Here is a 15,971-nt window from a genome sequence, read left to right on the forward strand (position 1 = left end):
GGAAGATTCGACGTGTTCAGCGGCTCCCGTTGACAGGGTTCAAAAAAAGAGGAGCCTTACCTGCCTTTTAGGATTATATTAGCAAGCTGGGCTTGCGGTGTTGGGGCACCGCTGGCGTTGACTGGATGAATTGACGAGTAATTGGCCACGACTCCAAAGGCCCGTGACCGTTCAATCCATTCAGGTTTCGTTGGGGTAGTTCAATGTATCGAATCGTCATCGCCGACGATCACGGCCTGTATCGTCGTGGCCTGCGCTTGGCTCTCAGCGCAGGCATTCCAGGTGTGGAGATATTCGAGGCGTCGTGTTTCGACGCCGCGCTCAGTCTGCTGGCCGAGCAGGCGTCCGTTGATCTTGCGATCCTGGACTTGAACATGCCGGGATTGTTCAATCAGGAAGTGCTCAGCGGCATTTTGTCGGCTTATCCGGATACGCGATTTGCCATCGTTTCCGGAAACGATTCACGCTCGGAGATACTCACGGCTCTGTCGATCGGTCTCCACGGCTATATCGTAAAGTCGCAAAAAGACGAGGAGGTCGTTATGGCCGTCAACGAAATCCTCTCGGGCCGCATCTACGTCCCTGCACTTCTGTCGCGCCCCGGTGCTGCGCCAACACCTCACATACCTGCTCCCGCCGAGCCTGTCCCGCACCGACGCACCACCACCGGCAATCTTGGCAGGCTGACCTCGAGGCAAAAGGAGGTCCTGAAGCTGATGGCGGAAGGCTATTCGAACAAGGAAATCGCGCGCGATCTGGAGATTGCCGAAGCGACGACGAAAATCCATGCCGCTGCCGTTTTGCGTGAGCTTGGGGTGCGGAATCGGACGGAGGCTGCCGTTATGCTGAAGACGTGGTTAACGAGGGATATCAATTAATTAGAGCACCACGTTCTTTTGATACGCAAGGGGCGCTGTTAAACGCTTCCGATGGCCTCAAGGTCCGATTTCCTTGCGCGACAGCCGCAGCGAATATCGCAGCCCGTGATCCGTCATCTCCAGCTTGGGAGAGTGACCGACAAGCGGCGCCCCATCCACTCCGATTATCATCGAACCGAAACCATGGCGGACAACTTTTGCAGGCCGCCGCCGCCGCCCTGATTCCACCCAGTCGAACACGATGTCACTGCCTGCATCTTCCGATGCGAACGTCCAATTTACCTCGATCCGGCCTTTTGAATCGCCAAGCGCTCCATGTTTCAAGGAATTGGTCGCAAGCTCGTGAACAATCATCGCAAAGCTCTCGGCGGCGCCTCCCGACATCGTAACCGAGGGACCGCCGACAGATATTTCGCGTGTCCCCATATACGGTTGCAGCTCCTGGACAACGAGATCGTGAAGCATCCCCGACCCGCTGCTGTTGCCCGAAAGGAGCAGATGCGTTGCCTCGAGCGAACGAATCCTGTCGATGAGCGTCTCCTTGTACCTGGCGAGATTGTTCTCGGGATCATTGACCATGTTCACCAGTGCCGTGATCACCGGGAACAGGTTGATGAACCTGTGGCGTTGCTCGAGCATGATGCGCTCCCGCTTCTTTGCCGCGGCACGCAGCAGCGTGGTTTGCCGTCGCTCGGTCAGGTCGGCGGCCACGCCGAGCCGCTGTAGACGATCATCGTATTTCTCTTCCCTTCCGCGCAGAGCAACCCAGCGGATATGTCCGTCCGGGCGTCGGACGCGAATCTCGACGTCGTAGTTGGTGACCGATGCGAGCTTTCTCGATACGGCCAGCTTTGGCCAGTCCGCCGGATGAACGACGGCCGACAGTTCCTCCAACCGGCGGCTGCCGGCCGGAGGCAGTCCGAGAATGTCCCAGAACGCACCCGAACCGGTGACGATGCCGTCTTTAAGGTCGATCCGCCACGTGGCCAGGCGTCCAGCAGACAAAGCGAGATCCAGCCACTCCTTCTGAGCCCGAAGCGCTTCGTGCACGGCTCGTCGTCCCGAGATATCGTCGACCACCACGAAAATGGTCTCTGAGAGAACCCCGTCGGGCACGGACAAAGACAGCGTTAGCCGCGCCCAGAATGCCGAACCGTTCTTTCTTGACAGACGCACCTCCGAAGCGAACGAAGCAGAGTCTTTGCCCAGGCCAGCCAGCAATTGCGCCAAGGCATCACGGTCGTCCGGGTGAACGAGTGTCTCCAGCTGCAGTTGGGCAAGCTCGTCCTCCTCGTAGCCTGTCATCTCGCTGAGGCGTCTGTTGGATTGCAGCAACTCACCTTTCTCGTTGATGTTTGCGAACCCCATGGCGGCGCGCTCGAAAGCCCAACGATAGCGGCTTTCGGTTGCTTCGACGGCAGCGAGCCTGGCTTCGGCTACCTCCAGCAACTCACGCACGTCCTGCCGCAGCCGATGGAATGTCATGGCAATTACGCCACCGGAAATCAGAAGCAGAATGGCGCGCGCCCAATCTTCGCCGGAGACCTGACCATGCAGGGTGCTTCGTGTCCACAAGCCGGCAGCCACCATCAGGACCGTCGCCGCAAGCGCAGGACCACGGTCTTCAAGGTAGGAAATGATAATAATAGCTGGAATAAATTCGAGGAAACTCGACCCTTCTCCGATGTATGCTGACGCTTTTGTTTCAAATATCAGCGTTGCAGCCAGCACCGATGCGGAGGCAATGTGAGTTAGCAGTCTGCCTGTTGGGTTCAAATCCGACCTGCGCGACTGCCAGTTCATCGACATAGACTACTACCTTTTGACTAGGCCATCGAGACTAGAGCAAAAAACGTACAACCTAGTCCGACTGCGGGATTGCCATACCACTATCACAGCGCGCATTTTATCAAACAGGGGCGAACAGAACTCATCAGAATATAACGAGTTTCAAGACAGTAGGGAGCGCATTTTTTGCGAGCCCTGCGCAAGAAGACTGTTCGTAAATCCCGGGCAAGTTACTACGGGCTGATGGACCTTTGGGGAGGTTGGAAAATGGCTATGATCGATAGATACAGTGATGCCGTTGTGGGCGACCGGTACATCACGACAGGAACCAAGTATAACCCTGACGCGCAGGTGACGCGGCCCTCCTATGCTTATCCTTCAGCTCGTGCATCCGATCGGCCGGAGACAGAGGGCGACGAACCAAGGAGACGCAGCCTGGAATCCGTCACCGGCATGCTTGATCGCCTCGGCTGTGGCTATCTCGTACTAGACCGCGATAGAAAAGTAATCGAATGGAACGCGGCCGCTCTAACCACGCTGGAGCGCCCCACGCCGGAGCGCCCCACTCTGGAGCACAAAGGCGAAGCGGCTGATACAGCCAGTGTGCTTTCGGCAGCCCTAAGGCGGCTGGTCGCAAATGTCCCGGCGCCTTTCCTGCCCGGCTCCCTTTCCTGGGTGGTGATCCGCAGCACAGGTGACAGGCCGGTGGTACTGAAAGAGAACGGTCTTATCGCCCCCGATGGAACGAGCATCGTGGCATTGCTTGGCCGTGTGAACAGGTCGGGGCCAAACCCTCAGACACTGCAAAGGATGTTTGGCCTGACGAGCGCGGAAACGCATCTGGCTCTGCGTTTGGCTCAGGGCGATGCGCCGTTGGAGATCGCCCGCAGCTGGCGGCTCAGCCGCACCACGATCCGCTCACAGCTTGCCTCGCTGTTCGCCAAGACCGAAACGAGACGTCAGGCGGAACTGGTGGCTCTTCTGGGGCGCATTTCGGTCTTGCCATGATTTTGGGGTCGGCCTGGATCCGGGCGCCCGGGCATCCTGCGCACCGCGCAGATCGCCGGTGTCGCGGTAATGCTGCTCGCCAACTGGGCTGGTCGGTAAACTGGCACCTGGGAGCGCAGGCGTCTATCGCCTCGGCGTGTATGCGCTGTCCATCCTTTCGCCGCGTATCGGCGGCGCTATGTCGTCATCCAGGAGCCGGGTGATCCGGGCAAAGCCCTTAAAAGCCTTTCTTGCTTCCTCGGCAGACATCTGACCTGCCAGTGCCGCAGCGCAGCAATTCAGCGCGCATTGATACACCGGGCCGCGCCTACCTTTCGGCCAGTGGCGCAAAAACGTCATCGCTTCGCTGACATTGTCGATTTCTTCCACAGGCTCTCCGTGCCCGCGCGCAATTCGCACCGGCGTAAAGAATTCCAGGCGATTCATCTTTTCCTCCCGTCGATCGCGATGCGTTCGATCGAATCTAGTTAAATTCACGGCCAGCCAATTGGTTCCCGGAATAAACCCCACGGCCTTGATAAACGGCAGCGGGCCGGCTGGGTGGATCGCCAGTCATCGCCCGACTTCTTGCCGTTGCGGAACGTTCGGGGAAGTGGTGCATTTCGACATCAGCGATGATCTTTCTGGGAAATGCCAGTCTATGAAAATAGCCCATGTGGCGCCGCTCCACGAATCCGTGCCGCCTCGGCTCTATGGAGGCACGGAGCGCATTGTCTCCTATCTGACCGAAGGGTTGGTCGAGCTGGGCCATGACGTAACTTTGTTCGCCAGTGGCGATACAAGGACCTCGGCAAAATTGGTGCCGTGCCGCGAGCGTGCGCTGCGTCTTGACCCAAGCCCGCTGAAATCCGAGACAGCCGCGCACCTTTCGATGCTTTCCGAGGTGAGGAAACGAGCTCACGAATTTGATATCATTCACTTCCACCTCAGCCATTTCCTGCATTTTTCCTTCTTCGAGCACATCCATGAGCGGACGGTGACGACGCCGCATGGCAGGCTCGACTATGTCGATCTGGCACCGGCCTATGAGCGTTTTCCGCGCTTTCCGATGATCTCCGTGTCCGGCAGCCAAAGGACGGGGCTGGCCGACGCCAACTGGCTGGCGACGATCCACCACGGGCTGCCGACCGAACTCTACAAGGCGGTTTTCGAGCCGAGCCCAGGGGAGCCCTACCTCGCCTTCCTTGGTCGGATGTCGCGCGACAAGCGTCCGGATCGTGCCATTGAGATCGCGCTGCGCTCGGGGCTGAAACTGAAGCTTGCAGCAAAGATCGGCGACGACGACCGGGCATATTTCCGCAACATGGTCGAGCCGCTGGTCGACGGCGATCGTGTCGACTATGTCGGCGAGATCGAGGAAGACAAGAAGGCGGAATTCCTCGGCAACGCGGCCGGCCTCGTATTCCCGATCGACTGGCCGGAGCCGTTTGGTCTTGCCGTTATAGAAGCGATGGCCTGCGGCACGCCGGTGATCGCCTGGAAATCCGGCGCCTTGCCGGAAATCGTCGATCAACGCGTGACCGGTTTTATCGTGGATTCCATGCAAGGGGCGGTTGCCTCGGTGCCCGACTTGCTGCGGCTCGACAGGCGGAGGGTGCGAGCTGTCTTCGAAAGGCGGTTTTCTGCCAAAAGAATGACCCGCGACTATGTTTCCGTTTATGCGCGCCTGATCGGCGCCTCGACCGAAGCAAGAGCGTCGTGAGCGGCATTACCTCGGGGGGCGAAACGAGACGGATATGTAGAGAATGGCCCAACTCGACGAGCGCAGGCTTGATCCCTCGGTAGCGCTTGCGTCCCTGGACGCTACCGCACCTCGAGAGCCGCATCGGCTGTTCGCCCTCAAGCAAGGCGATTGTTTTGCCGTGTCCGACGCCTACGGCGATATCCGCGGCGCCGGCGACGGTTTCTTCCGTGACGACACGCGAGTGCTTTCCGAATTCCGGTTGACCGTCGGCGACCGGCAGACATCGCTGCTCGGTGCGTCGCTCAGCCAGGACAATGTGCTCTTCACCTCCAACCTGACCAATCTGCCGATGCAGAGCGTCCGCGGCCGGGACATTCCGCAGGGCGCGATCCATATCGAGCGCGTCAGGCTGCTTTGGCAGGACCGGCTGTTTGAACGCATCACCCTTTCCAACTACAGCCAGGAACAGTCGACCATCCGCGTTTCGCTGCATTTTGCCGCCGATTTCCGCGACATGTTCGAAGTGCGCGGCTCGACAAGGCCGAAGCGCGGCATGGCCCATGCTGCCAAGACGGATGCGACCTGCGTGCTGCTTCGCTACGACGGGTTGGATGGGCTGGCGCGGATGTCGGCGATATCGTTCTCGCAGGCGCCAGACCAGCTGACGGGCGACCGTGCGGATTTCCTGATTGCCGTGACGAGGCGCAGCCGCAAGATGCTGTATGTCGAAGTCGGTCCCGAAATGGCGGAAACGCCGAACCGCGATCGTTTCCGCGCCGCCGCGGCCCGGGCTCGCTTCGGCATGCGGGCCAAGCGCCGCCACGGTGCTACGGTGCACAGTTCCGGGCGCGTCTTCAACGATTGGGTCGAGCGTGCCCGCGCCGATGTGGCGCTGCTGACCACCGAGCTTTCGACCGGACCCTACCCCTATGCGGGCATCCCCTGGTTTTCGACGGCGTTCGGCCGCGACGGCGTGATCTCCGCCTTGCAGATGCTGTGGCTCAACCCGGGCCTGGCGCGAGGCGTGCTGGCCTTCCTTGCCCAGCACCAGGCGACTGAGACATCGCCGTTCAGCGATTCGCAGCCGGGCAAGATCATGCACGAGACCCGCAAAGGCGAAATGGCGGCGCTGCGGGAGCTCCCCTTCGGCCGTTACTATGGCGGTGTCGACACGACGCCACTCTACATCCACCTCGCCTGCGCCTATGCGGACCGTACAGGTGACATGGCGTTCGTCGACAGCCTGTGGCCGTCGCTCTGCGCTGCGGCTGAATGGACCGAGGAGGCAAGCCGGCCGACCGGCTTCGTCACCTATCAGCGTGCCGCCGAGTCCGGCCTCGCCAACCAGGGATGGAAGGACAGCCACGATTCCGTCTTCCATGCCGATGGCCGAACCCCCAGGGGACCGATCGCCCTGGTGGAGGTGCAAGGCTATGCCTTTGCCGCGTTCCGGGGGTTGGCGGCGCTCGCCCGCCGCCGCGGCGAGATCGACAGGGCCTATCATTGGGAGAGCAGCGCCGAAGCCATGCGCGCCGCTGTGGAGCGCCATTTCTGGCTGGACGATCTCGGCTTCTATGCCTTGGCGATCGACGGCGCCGGCGAGCCCTGCAAGGTGCGGACGTCTAATGTCGGGCACCTTCTCTATGTCGGCCTCCCCGCGCCGGCACGGGCGCAGATGGTCGCCGACCAGCTGCTTTCGGCGTCCTTCCATTCGGGCTGGGGGCTGAGGACGCTCGCCGACGATGCTGTGTTCTTCAACCCGATGTCATACCACAACGGCTCGATCTGGCCGCATGACACCGCCATTTGCGGCGCCGGTCTGGCACGCTTTGGCGAGCGTGAACACGTGATCCGGCTGATGAGCAGCACCTTCGAATCGGCGGTCCACTTCAACATGCGGTTGCCCGAACTGTTCTGCGGCTTTACCCGCGCGCCGGGCGAGGCGCCGATCGCCTATCCCGTCGCCTGCCTGCCGCAGGCATGGTCGGCTGGGTCTGCCTTCATGCTGATGCAGGCCTGCCTCGGTCTCGAGATCGATGGCTGGGACGGCGAAATCCACGTCACCCGTCCCAGGCTGCCGATCGGCATCGACACGCTGACGCTGAGGCATCTTGGCGTTGGCACCAGGAAGGTGGATCTGACATTCCAGCGTGTCGGCGACAGGGTGGTCGCCTTTCTCGCCGACCGGCACGAGGGATTGGTGCCGCTCATCGTGCGGACCTAGTTTGGCTTTTCGCATGGAACCAGCTGCCGGGCTGCAATTAGCGGAACCGATGGCCCGTCCGAGCGTTCCGACGCACGGCAGCTGATTGGCGGCTGCGAGTTTCGAAAAACAATCAAAAGGGCCACCGACCGGCCGGAGAAGATCGTTGTTCCCATGTCAGACTTTGGCACAGAGGTACTCTGGGTTCTAATCATTGCAAGCCTTGGCCTTTCCGCTGTTGCCCTGGTGTTCTCGATATCCCGCCGGCGCCACATACCTGCGGCCGCATCCTCCCCAGGCGATGACCTGGCTTCGGAAGCGGCTCGCACGGTGCTGCGGGAGTTTGAAAAGAATGGCCACTCGGCCGATGCAGCGCTGATCACATGGTCGCCCGACACCTTGCGCAAGATCCTGGCCGACGATCTGCCGGAGACGCAGGTGATCGTCGTATCCAACCGCGAGCCCTACATCCACAACACCAGGAATGATGGCATCGAGCTCCTGGTGCCGGCCAGCGGGCTGGTTTCGGCACTTGAGCCGATCACCCGCGCCTGTGCCGGCACCTGGATTGCGTATGGCGGCGGAACAGCGGACCGTCTTACCGTCGATGAGAACGACCGGGTTGAAGTGCCGCCCGGCAATCCGTCCTACACGCTGCGCAGGGTCTGGCTGAGCGAGGAAGAATACCAGGCCTATTATCTAGGCTTCGCCAATGAAGGCCTGTGGCCGCTTTGTCATATCGCCTTCACCCGCCCGATTTTTCGGGCGTCGGACTGGCAGGCCTATGAAGCCGTCAACCGGAAGTTCGCCGACACGGTGGTTGCCGAAGCGCGCAACGAGCGGCCGATCGTGCTGGTCCAGGACTACCATTTCGCGCTCTTGCCGCGCATGATCCGTGAGCGCCTGCCCGAGGCGATCATCATAACTTTCTGGCATATCCCATGGCCGAACTCGGAAGTGTACAGCATCTGTCCATGGCGTGAAGGGATCCTGGAAGGTTTGCTCGGCAGCTCCATCATCGGCTTCCATACGCAGTTTCATGCCAATAATTTCACCGAGAGCGTCGATCGCATCCTGGAAAGCCGGATAGAACGGGCGGACGCGGCGATCTCCTATGGCGGGCAAACGACTCTGGTCCACGCTTACCCCATCTCCATAGAATGGCCGGCCGAACTGCTGGCAAGATTGCCGGCCGTCGAGGAATGCCGTGCCCGTGTGCGCCAAAGATTCGGGCTGCCTGCGAACGTCAAACTGTGCGTCGGCGTCGAGCGCCTCGACTACACCAAAGGCATTCCCGATCGCTTTCACGCCTTGGACGAATTGTTCACGCGATATCCCGAATGGGTAGGCAAAGTGGTTTTCCTGCAGGTCGCGGCGCCGAGCCGGGGCACATTGCCGGCCTACCAGCAACTTCATGACGAATGCCATCGCTCTGCCGAAGAGCTCAACCAGCGCTACGGCAGCGACAACTACAGTCCCGTCCTGATGCTCGCCGAACATCATTCGCAGGAGCAGGTCTACGAGATCTATCGCGCCGCCGACATATGCATGGTCACCAGCCTGCATGACGGCATGAACCTGGTGGCCAAGGAATTCGTCGCGGCGCGCGACGACGAACAGGGCGTGCTGCTGCTCAGCACCTTTGCCGGCGCTTCGCGCGAACTGCTGGAGGCACTGATCGTCAACCCCTATGATGCGACCATGATGGGCGAGGCGCTGCTGCAGGCGCTGACCATGACGCCGGACGAGCAGCGCGAGCGCATGCGGCCCATGCGCGAGATGATCCGCGACAATAATGTGTATCGCTGGGCCGGCAGCATGCTCTTGGACGCTGCGCGCCTTCGCAAACGCGGGGTGACCGGCAACGGCGAGCGGCCATCCAACAGCAACAACGTCGTTTCCATCTTCGAGCGGGCACGAAAGGCGGCGTCGTGACGGACCTACGACTGCCGCTGGCCCCCGACCTGCCGGAAGGGCAATGGGCGCTTTTTCTCGATATCGACGGCACCTTGCTGGAACATGCCGCTCATCCCGACGCTGTGTTCGTCGGTGATGAACTGCGTCAGCTTCTCGGAAATATAGAGCGAAGGCTGGGCGGCGCCCTCGCCTTCATCACCGGGCGTTCGGTCTCTGCCGCGGACAGATTGTTTCATCCCCTGAAACTGCGCGTTGCCGGGCTATACGGCCTCGAGCATCGGTTAACGGCGGACGGTCAAGTCGACCTTGCCGACGCTCCGGCGGATATCGCGGCTCTTGCCGACGAGATTGAGGCCGAACTGGGTGGACGCAAGGTCTATGTCGAGCGCAAGGGGCCAGTCTTGGCCATCCATACCCGCGCTGCGCCGCAACTGCTTGCCCGGGCAACGCAGCTTGTCGAACAAGCATTGACGCAGCTTCCGCGGGGGTACCGCGTGATTGCCGGAAACGCTGGCGTGGAACTCATGCCGCTGGAAGCCGTCAAAGGAGCTGCCATCCGGCGTTTCATGGAAATCCAGCCCTTTGCCGGCCGGCGGCCCGTATTCCTCGGAGATGACACTTCGGACGAAAACGGTTTCGAGGCAATAAACGAGGGCAACGGCATCTCTATCCGCGTGAAGGCGCGCGGACCGACGGCTGCAAGCTATGTTCTGGACGACGTGACCCAGGCAATAGCCTGGCTCGAGGCCAATTTCGGCGCGGCGTGGGTGTCCTGATCGCGATCCCGGTGATCATCAGACAGGCTCGCGCCATGGCTAATCCCATCAACGCCGATTGGTTCCGGTTCAGCCGATCTTCCCGTCCACGATGTGAATGCGGCGATCCATGCGCGCCGCCATGTCGAGATCATGCGTAACTGCCACGACGGTCTTGCCGCGCTCGCGCACCAGATTCTCAAGAATTGCGAAGACTTGCTCCGAGCTCTTGCTGTCGAGGCTCCCCGTCGGCTCATCGGCGAGGATAAGCGGCGGGTCGTTGGCGAGCGAGCGCGCCACCGCGACGCGCTGACGCTGGCCGCCAGAGAGCTGGTCGGGCCGCTTGTCGAGATGTTCGCCGAGCCCCAGGGATGAAAGCAGTTCCCCGGCCCGTTCCCGCATCTGAGGCCGCGCCAGCCGGCCAAGCTTGCGCATTGGGATTTCGACATTTTCGCGCGCCGTGAACTCCGGCAGCAGAAAATGAAACTGGAACACGAAGCCCAGCATCGAAAGCCTGGTCCGCGCGCGCTCCCTTTCATTCATCGGCTCGGCATCGCGGCCGCCTATTGTCAACGTCCCGGCGGTCGGCCGGTCGAGCAGACCGAGCAGGTAGAGCAATGACGATTTTCCGGAGCCGGAGGGACCGGTGACGGCGACGAATTCCCTTTTGTTGATCGCCAGCGTGATGTCCTTGACCAGCGTGACGGGAACCGTCTCGGGCAACACGCGGGTCAGTTTCTCGGTCTCGATGAGTGCGCTCATGACGCGCCTCTGATGATCTCGACGGGGTTCAGGCGCGCCGCACGACGCGCCGGCAGGTAGCCGGCCACTGCCGCCGAGCCCAGCGCGAAGGCCGACGCGATGACGTAGTGCATCAAGCTCCAGGCGATCGGCAGCCGGGTCATCTCCTGGCCGGTCGCGGCGATCTCGAAACGCACCAGCGACAGCGCATAGGTCATGGAGACGCCGAGCAGCCCGCCGAGCACGGAGCCGGCAGCGCCGATCGCGACGCCTTCCAGCAGAAAGAGCCGGCGCATGTCGGACTCCGGGAAGCCAAGCGACTTCATGATGGCGATGTCGCGCGCCTTTTCGTGCGTGATGGTGGAGATGATGTTGTAGATGCCGAAGCCAGCGACCAGCATGATCGCGCCGACAACGGTGTACATGATGACGTTGCGTACGACGAGCGCTTCGAGGATCGATTCATTGGCCTCCTGCCACGCCACCGCCTTGTAGCCCAGTTCGGCCTCGGCACGCTGCGCCACCGCCGGAGCGCGGTCAGGATCGTCGAGCTTGATGCGGATCTCGTTGATGGCGTTCGGACGCGCCGAGAGGATCTGCGCGTTTTTCAGAAGCACATAGGCCTCGCCTTCGTCGCGCGCGGTGGTGCCGGTGTGGAACAGGCCGGCGATCTTGAAGTTGCGCGACAGTCCCTCGGAAGAAACCGCCGTTATCGTGTCGCCGAACCCGGCGCCGAGCCGGCTCGCCATCGTGTCGCCGATGAGCACGTTGTTGCCGCCCGCGGCAAGCGCCGAAAAGCTGCCTTCGACGAAATTTCCGACAATCGGCGACACGCCGGACTCGCGCTCCGGTTCGATGCCAATGATCGCCGCGCCGACTTCGCGGCTGGAAAAGCGGATCACACCCTGCGTTTTGAGGCTTGCCGCGAACCGACCGGGAATCCAGCTCTCCAGCCAGGAGGTCGCGGCGGTCGGGTTGATGATGCCGCGGCGATCGTCGCGCGGCCTGAGCCCGGAAATCGCGACAGTCGCAAAAGCATCCTCGGCCGGTTGACGGCGGGCTGTGCGCTGCTCGTCGGTGATGTCGACATGCGGCATCGTGTCGACGAGTTGCCTGACGAAATCGTCCTGCCCACCCTGCATCAGCGCCGCCATGGCAATGGAGAATCCGACACCGACCGCAACGCCGATCACGGCAACCAGCGTCTGGCGACCGCGGCCGGCAATGTGCGTGAGGGCGATGTCGAAGATGAGCGGCATCCTGCTTCATCGCTCCTGGGCGCCGGTGATGCTCACGCGCGCGCCGTTGGCGAGGTCGGCGGGATAGGGCGAGATGACGCGAGCCCTCTCCTCGACACTCGAGAGAACCTCGATGCCATTGGTGGCGCGAATGCCGGTTCGGATTTCACGTTGCCAGGCCTTGTCGCCTTCGACGACGAACACCTTATTCCCGTCCACAGCAACGGATGGGATCAACAGCGCGTTTTTCGAAACGCGGATGACGATGTTCACGTCGGTCGACATGCCGATACGAAGCGGCGTATCGTCCGGCAGGCGGAAACGGACGCGATAGGTCTTCGTCACCGGATCGCCCTTGGGTGTGATGCTGTCGACCACCGCTTCCAGGTTCTGCTGGCGGAACGCGTCGGATTTAAGCAACGCGCGCTGGCCGACCTCGACCCGGGGTATGTCCTCCTCGTTGACCTCGGCGACCACCAGGAGCGGCTTCGGCTCGCCGACCCAGAATAACACCGTGCCGAGTTCGGCGACCTCACCCACCTCGCCGTCCTGCCTGAGCACGACGCCGGCGCTCGGCGCGCGTAACACGTAGGTGTCAAGTCGCGCCTTCTGTCCGGCGACCAGCGCTTCGATCTGGCCGAGCTCGCTCTGCGCACGATCGAGAGCCTGCTGGCTCGCCGCACGCCTTTCGGCAAGCACCGTCAGCCGCCGGAGCTCTTCCTGGGCAAGCGCTTGACGCGCCTCGAGTTCGCCAAGCACGGCCCGGGCCTCGCTGTCGTCGAGCCTGGCGAGCACGTCGCCTTGTGCAACCCTCGATCCCTCGCAATTGCATTGCTCGACGATCCTTTCGCGAACCACCGGAGTTACCTTGGCCCAGGTTCGCGGCTCGACGGAGCCACTCGCGTAAACGACTTCCGCCGCGTCGCCGCGTTGTGGCGTCACCAGCGAAACCTTGGCCGGTTGCCACAGATACCAGGCGCCGAAAGCAGCCGCGGCCGCGACAACAACGATGCTGGCCGTCCAGCGTATCCGTCGCAAGAGACTCTCCTTCATGATCGAATCCGAATGTCCTGCGGTGACAGATAATAGCACTAGACCGACCGTCGGTCTATAAAAGTTGCATAAAGCTCCGGTTCGTGCTCCTCTTGCTCCACCTGCACTTTGTGAGGTTCGATTTGCCCCGAGTGATAAAGCCGCCGGAGATACGATCCGCCGAGCTCCTCGACTGCGCCCAGCGGCTTTTCTTCGAGCGCGGCTACGACAACACGACGGTGAACGACATCATCCGCGAGGCCGGCCTGTCGAAGGGCGCGTTCTACCACTATTTCGCATCGAAAGAGGCCCTGCTGGAGGCGCTCGCCACACGTCTCGCCCGCGACAGCTTCACCGAGTTGCAGCCCTTGCTCAACGATCCCTCACTCGATGGGCTTGGCCGGCTCAATGCCCTGTTTGCCGGCTCGCGGCGGCTGAACGTCGAGCTTGCCCCGCAAATGCGCAAGACATTTTTCGTCCTGTTCCGGCCCGAGAACCTTGCCCTCTTCCATCGGGTCGACCAGGCGGCCAGGGAATTGGCCATGCCGATAATCACCGATCTGCTCAGGAAAGGCAGCGACGAAGGCATCTTCGACGTGCCCGACCCGGAAGCCTTCGCCGAGATGTTCTTGCAGCTGCGGCTGATCTTTCGGGATGTAATGCACCGCGCCCTGCTGAAAGCCGAGCAGGGCAATATCGACGAAGCGGCGCGGCTGCTCGACGATCGGCTGCGGCTCTACGGCATCGCGATCGACCGGCTTTTGAAGCTGCCCGATGGAACGATAGAAGCAGCGCAACCCGGGTTTGCCCGGGCTTTCCTCGAATCAGGCCCGTGAGCCGCAGAGTCCGCAAGGCCGCGGAGCAGCAAATTCACCGCGCCTCGTATACCGGTGCAGTCCAAATCAGGGGGTCAGTGAAAGATGAGCCGCGAGCAGCTTCTCGCCGCCAGCAGGAGTCACGACGAAGAGGTGTTTGACCGCAGTATCGATGTGCAGATATTGCGACTGCGCCGCAAGCTCGAGGTCAACCCGAGCGAGCCGAAACTCATTGTCACCGAGCGGGGCGCCGGCTACGTCTTCGCTACCCGGGTCGAGGTGCAGTGATCTTTCGAGGTGCCGTGACTTTGCCGAGTTCTTGGCAGGGTCAAGTTACTGGCAGGGGTCAAACAGGAACGTTCATCGCCTCAGCGCATGCACGCTATCAACATTGCCGCCGCCTATCGGCAGAGCCATGTCGTCGTCGAGCAAGCGCGTGATGCGGGCGAAGCCGGTAAAAGCCTTCCTTGCTTCCTCTGCCGACATCCCGCCCGCCAGAGCCGCGGAGCAGCAATTCACCGCGCATTGGTAGACTGGCCCACGCCGGCCGACTGGCCATCTACGCAAGAACTCCATCGCTTCGGCTACGCTATCAATCTCTTCGGCAGGACTTTCCTGCCCGCGCGAAATACGCACAGGCGTAAAGAATTGCAGGCGATCCATTGTTTCCTCCCGGTCGATCGTTATGTGCCTGATCGAACCTTTTGAACTTGCTGCTGACCATGTGTTTCCGGCAAACAGAACCCGATGATGAAAAAACTCGGGCCAAAAACGAAGTCTTTCACATCACTCGACCGAAATCGAATCACCAAACGTGACAAACATGTGACGAACCGTTGCCCGCCGCCGCACTGGGACTTCAATTATCCCGAGACGGAGCCTGGACGCGCTCATCCCGCATTTGAGGTATGCGGATTACGCAGCCGGATTTGGCTAGCCGCAGCAGACCCCTTTGGGATCTCTTCTCAGTCAAAGCGTCAGTGGATCGAGGCAAGGAACTCCTAAGGGCTGGAAGTGTCTCAGGTTCCCAGTCAGGAGCGTCAAGGAGTTCGCTTTAGCGGTCGCGGCGATGAGAATGTCAGCCAGCCCTGGATGACTCCCTGCGGCTGTGGCGGCGTCTTCCATGAGGCCTGCCTCCAACGCCACCGCCGCATCGATCGGCAAGATTTCCGCGCTGTAGTCCGTCGTGATGCCCTGCAGCCACGCCATTAGCGTCAGAGCCTTCGCTGTTGCTCCCGAGCGGTCGAGCTTGGCGATGCCTCTCCGAAGTTCGTGGAGGGCAAAGGCAGGCACAAACAAGTTGCCCGTCTGCTGCAATAGCCAAGCTGCCGCATTCGGGGGCAGCGGAGGCTTTCCCGGCGCGGTCGCCGACAGCACCGAGGTGTCGAAAAGGTATGCGGTCAAAGGTTAACCTCGCGGCTTTGCTGGGTGCGGTCGCGCTCCGGTTCGAAGCCCTCGGGCCAACCGGGGAACGACAGCAGGTATTCCGCAAGGCTGGGCTTCTCGGGGTAAATCTTCCTCGCTTCTTCAATCGGAACGATAGCGGCCACTGGCTTGCCGTGCCTCGTGATCGTGATCGGTTCGCCGGCCTCGGCGGCATCGACGAGAGCCGTCAAAGTGGCCTTGGCTTCGCGAATGTTGATGTGTTTCACTGCTGTTGCCTCCCTTGTGGTTGCACGCAACTACATTTAGCAAATCCATCGTCTATTACAAGTGGACACTTCCCGGAGAACAGGCCATTCCGAAACGCGATCATTGGCGAAATCTTTTGCGAAGGCTGTCCAGTTGAAAGATGGGTAACACTTTGAACCGGATACATGGGTTACAGTTTTCCACCTGTCGTGTCCGCCGCAGCGCTGCGGCGGACAAGCTTCATGCGCCTGGTGTCGAGGATGCCGAGCGGGTGGGCATG

The 15,971-nt window shown here is 61.3% G+C and carries 15 protein-coding genes and 1 pseudogene; 8 read left to right on the plus strand and 8 right to left on the minus strand.

Annotated elements, in window-relative coordinates; all coding sequences use genetic code 11:
• Positions 1-203 precede the first annotated feature (203 nt).
• On the plus strand, positions 204-878 hold the full coding sequence (locus AC0L28_RS15910) for a LuxR C-terminal-related transcriptional regulator (protein WP_128244923.1): 675 nt from the start codon (positions 204-206) through the stop codon (positions 876-878).
• Positions 879-935: 57 nt separating this feature from the next.
• Here AC0L28_RS15910 and AC0L28_RS15915 read toward each other — a convergent pair whose 3' ends face one another.
• Entirely contained in the window at positions 936-2,687 is a 1,752-nt protein-coding gene (locus tag AC0L28_RS15915) for a PAS domain S-box protein (RefSeq protein ID WP_473478581.1), read from the minus strand.
• Between the two features lie 246 nt (positions 2,688-2,933).
• Here AC0L28_RS15915 and AC0L28_RS15920 point away from each other — a divergent pair, with 246 nt between their 5' ends.
• Entirely contained in the window at positions 2,934-3,674 is a 741-nt protein-coding gene (locus AC0L28_RS15920) for a helix-turn-helix transcriptional regulator (protein WP_023798571.1), read from the plus strand.
• Positions 3,675-3,797: 123 nt separating this feature from the next.
• Here AC0L28_RS15920 and AC0L28_RS15925 read toward each other — a convergent pair whose 3' ends face one another.
• Positions 3,798-4,100: a DUF982 domain-containing protein gene (locus tag AC0L28_RS15925; RefSeq protein WP_473478584.1), complete on the minus strand. Its 303-nt coding sequence runs from the start codon at positions 4,098-4,100 to the stop codon at positions 3,798-3,800.
• A 214-nt stretch (positions 4,101-4,314) separates the two neighbouring features.
• On the opposite strand from AC0L28_RS15925, the gene AC0L28_RS15930 reads away from it, so the two are divergent.
• From AC0L28_RS15930 to otsB, 4 genes are all read left to right on the plus strand, one after another.
• Positions 4,315-5,376, plus strand: coding sequence for a glycosyltransferase family 4 protein (locus AC0L28_RS15930; protein WP_473478586.1), 1,062 nt, complete (start codon positions 4,315-4,317; stop codon positions 5,374-5,376).
• A gap of 43 nt (positions 5,377-5,419) precedes the next feature.
• Positions 5,420-7,582: an amylo-alpha-1,6-glucosidase gene (locus AC0L28_RS15935; protein WP_023798574.1), complete on the plus strand. Its 2,163-nt coding sequence runs from the start codon at positions 5,420-5,422 to the stop codon at positions 7,580-7,582.
• Between the two features lie 153 nt (positions 7,583-7,735).
• Entirely contained in the window at positions 7,736-9,496 is a 1,761-nt protein-coding gene (locus tag AC0L28_RS15940; protein ID WP_473478588.1) for an alpha,alpha-trehalose-phosphate synthase (UDP-forming), read from the plus strand.
• Positions 9,493-10,254, plus strand: coding sequence for a trehalose-phosphatase (gene otsB, locus AC0L28_RS15945; protein ID WP_023798576.1), 762 nt, complete (start codon positions 9,493-9,495; stop codon positions 10,252-10,254). The genes AC0L28_RS15940 and otsB overlap by 4 nt, the downstream gene beginning before the upstream one ends.
• A gap of 69 nt (positions 10,255-10,323) precedes the next feature.
• On the opposite strand, the gene AC0L28_RS15950 is transcribed toward otsB, so the two are convergent.
• Genes AC0L28_RS15950 through AC0L28_RS15960 form a run of 3 tightly spaced genes read right to left on the minus strand, consistent with a single transcriptional unit; the run spans position 10,324 to position 13,265 of the window.
• On the minus strand, positions 10,324-10,995 hold the full coding sequence (locus tag AC0L28_RS15950) for an ABC transporter ATP-binding protein (protein ID WP_023798577.1): 672 nt from the start codon (positions 10,993-10,995) through the stop codon (positions 10,324-10,326).
• Positions 10,992-12,233: an ABC transporter permease gene (locus tag AC0L28_RS15955; protein ID WP_287228155.1), complete on the minus strand. Its 1,242-nt coding sequence runs from the start codon at positions 12,231-12,233 to the stop codon at positions 10,992-10,994. Before AC0L28_RS15955 ends, AC0L28_RS15950 begins: the two co-directional genes overlap by 4 nt.
• Before the next feature lie 6 nt (positions 12,234-12,239).
• Positions 12,240-13,265, minus strand: coding sequence for an efflux RND transporter periplasmic adaptor subunit (locus AC0L28_RS15960; RefSeq protein ID WP_287173736.1), 1,026 nt, complete (start codon positions 13,263-13,265; stop codon positions 12,240-12,242).
• 131 nt (positions 13,266-13,396) lie between these two features.
• Between AC0L28_RS15960 and AC0L28_RS15965 the strand changes: the two genes are divergently transcribed.
• Together AC0L28_RS15965 and AC0L28_RS15970 are read left to right on the plus strand one after the other, a co-directional pair.
• Positions 13,397-14,080, plus strand: coding sequence for a TetR/AcrR family transcriptional regulator (locus AC0L28_RS15965; RefSeq protein WP_245277644.1), 684 nt, complete (start codon positions 13,397-13,399; stop codon positions 14,078-14,080).
• Between the two features lie 84 nt (positions 14,081-14,164).
• Positions 14,165-14,347 (plus strand): annotated as a pseudogene (locus AC0L28_RS15970) (winged helix-turn-helix domain-containing protein); the annotation flags it as partial.
• Between the two features lie 72 nt (positions 14,348-14,419).
• Here the strand turns inward: AC0L28_RS15970 and AC0L28_RS15975 are convergent.
• From AC0L28_RS15975 to AC0L28_RS15985, 3 genes are all read right to left on the minus strand, one after another.
• A complete protein-coding gene (locus tag AC0L28_RS15975; RefSeq protein ID WP_023798581.1) occupies positions 14,420-14,722 on the minus strand; it encodes a DUF982 domain-containing protein in 303 nt (100 codons plus the stop codon).
• A 306-nt stretch (positions 14,723-15,028) separates the two neighbouring features.
• Entirely contained in the window at positions 15,029-15,463 is a 435-nt protein-coding gene (locus AC0L28_RS15980) for a type II toxin-antitoxin system VapC family toxin (RefSeq protein ID WP_128168168.1), read from the minus strand.
• The gene (locus tag AC0L28_RS15985; RefSeq protein WP_023798583.1) at positions 15,460-15,711 is read right to left on the minus strand and encodes a type II toxin-antitoxin system Phd/YefM family antitoxin; all 252 of its coding nucleotides are present in this window, start codon (positions 15,709-15,711) and stop codon (positions 15,460-15,462) included. Before AC0L28_RS15985 ends, AC0L28_RS15980 begins: the two co-directional genes overlap by 4 nt.
• Positions 15,712-15,971: the final 260 nt, after the last annotated feature.

The sequence above is a fragment of the Mesorhizobium sp. WSM4847 genome, assembly GCF_055811335.1.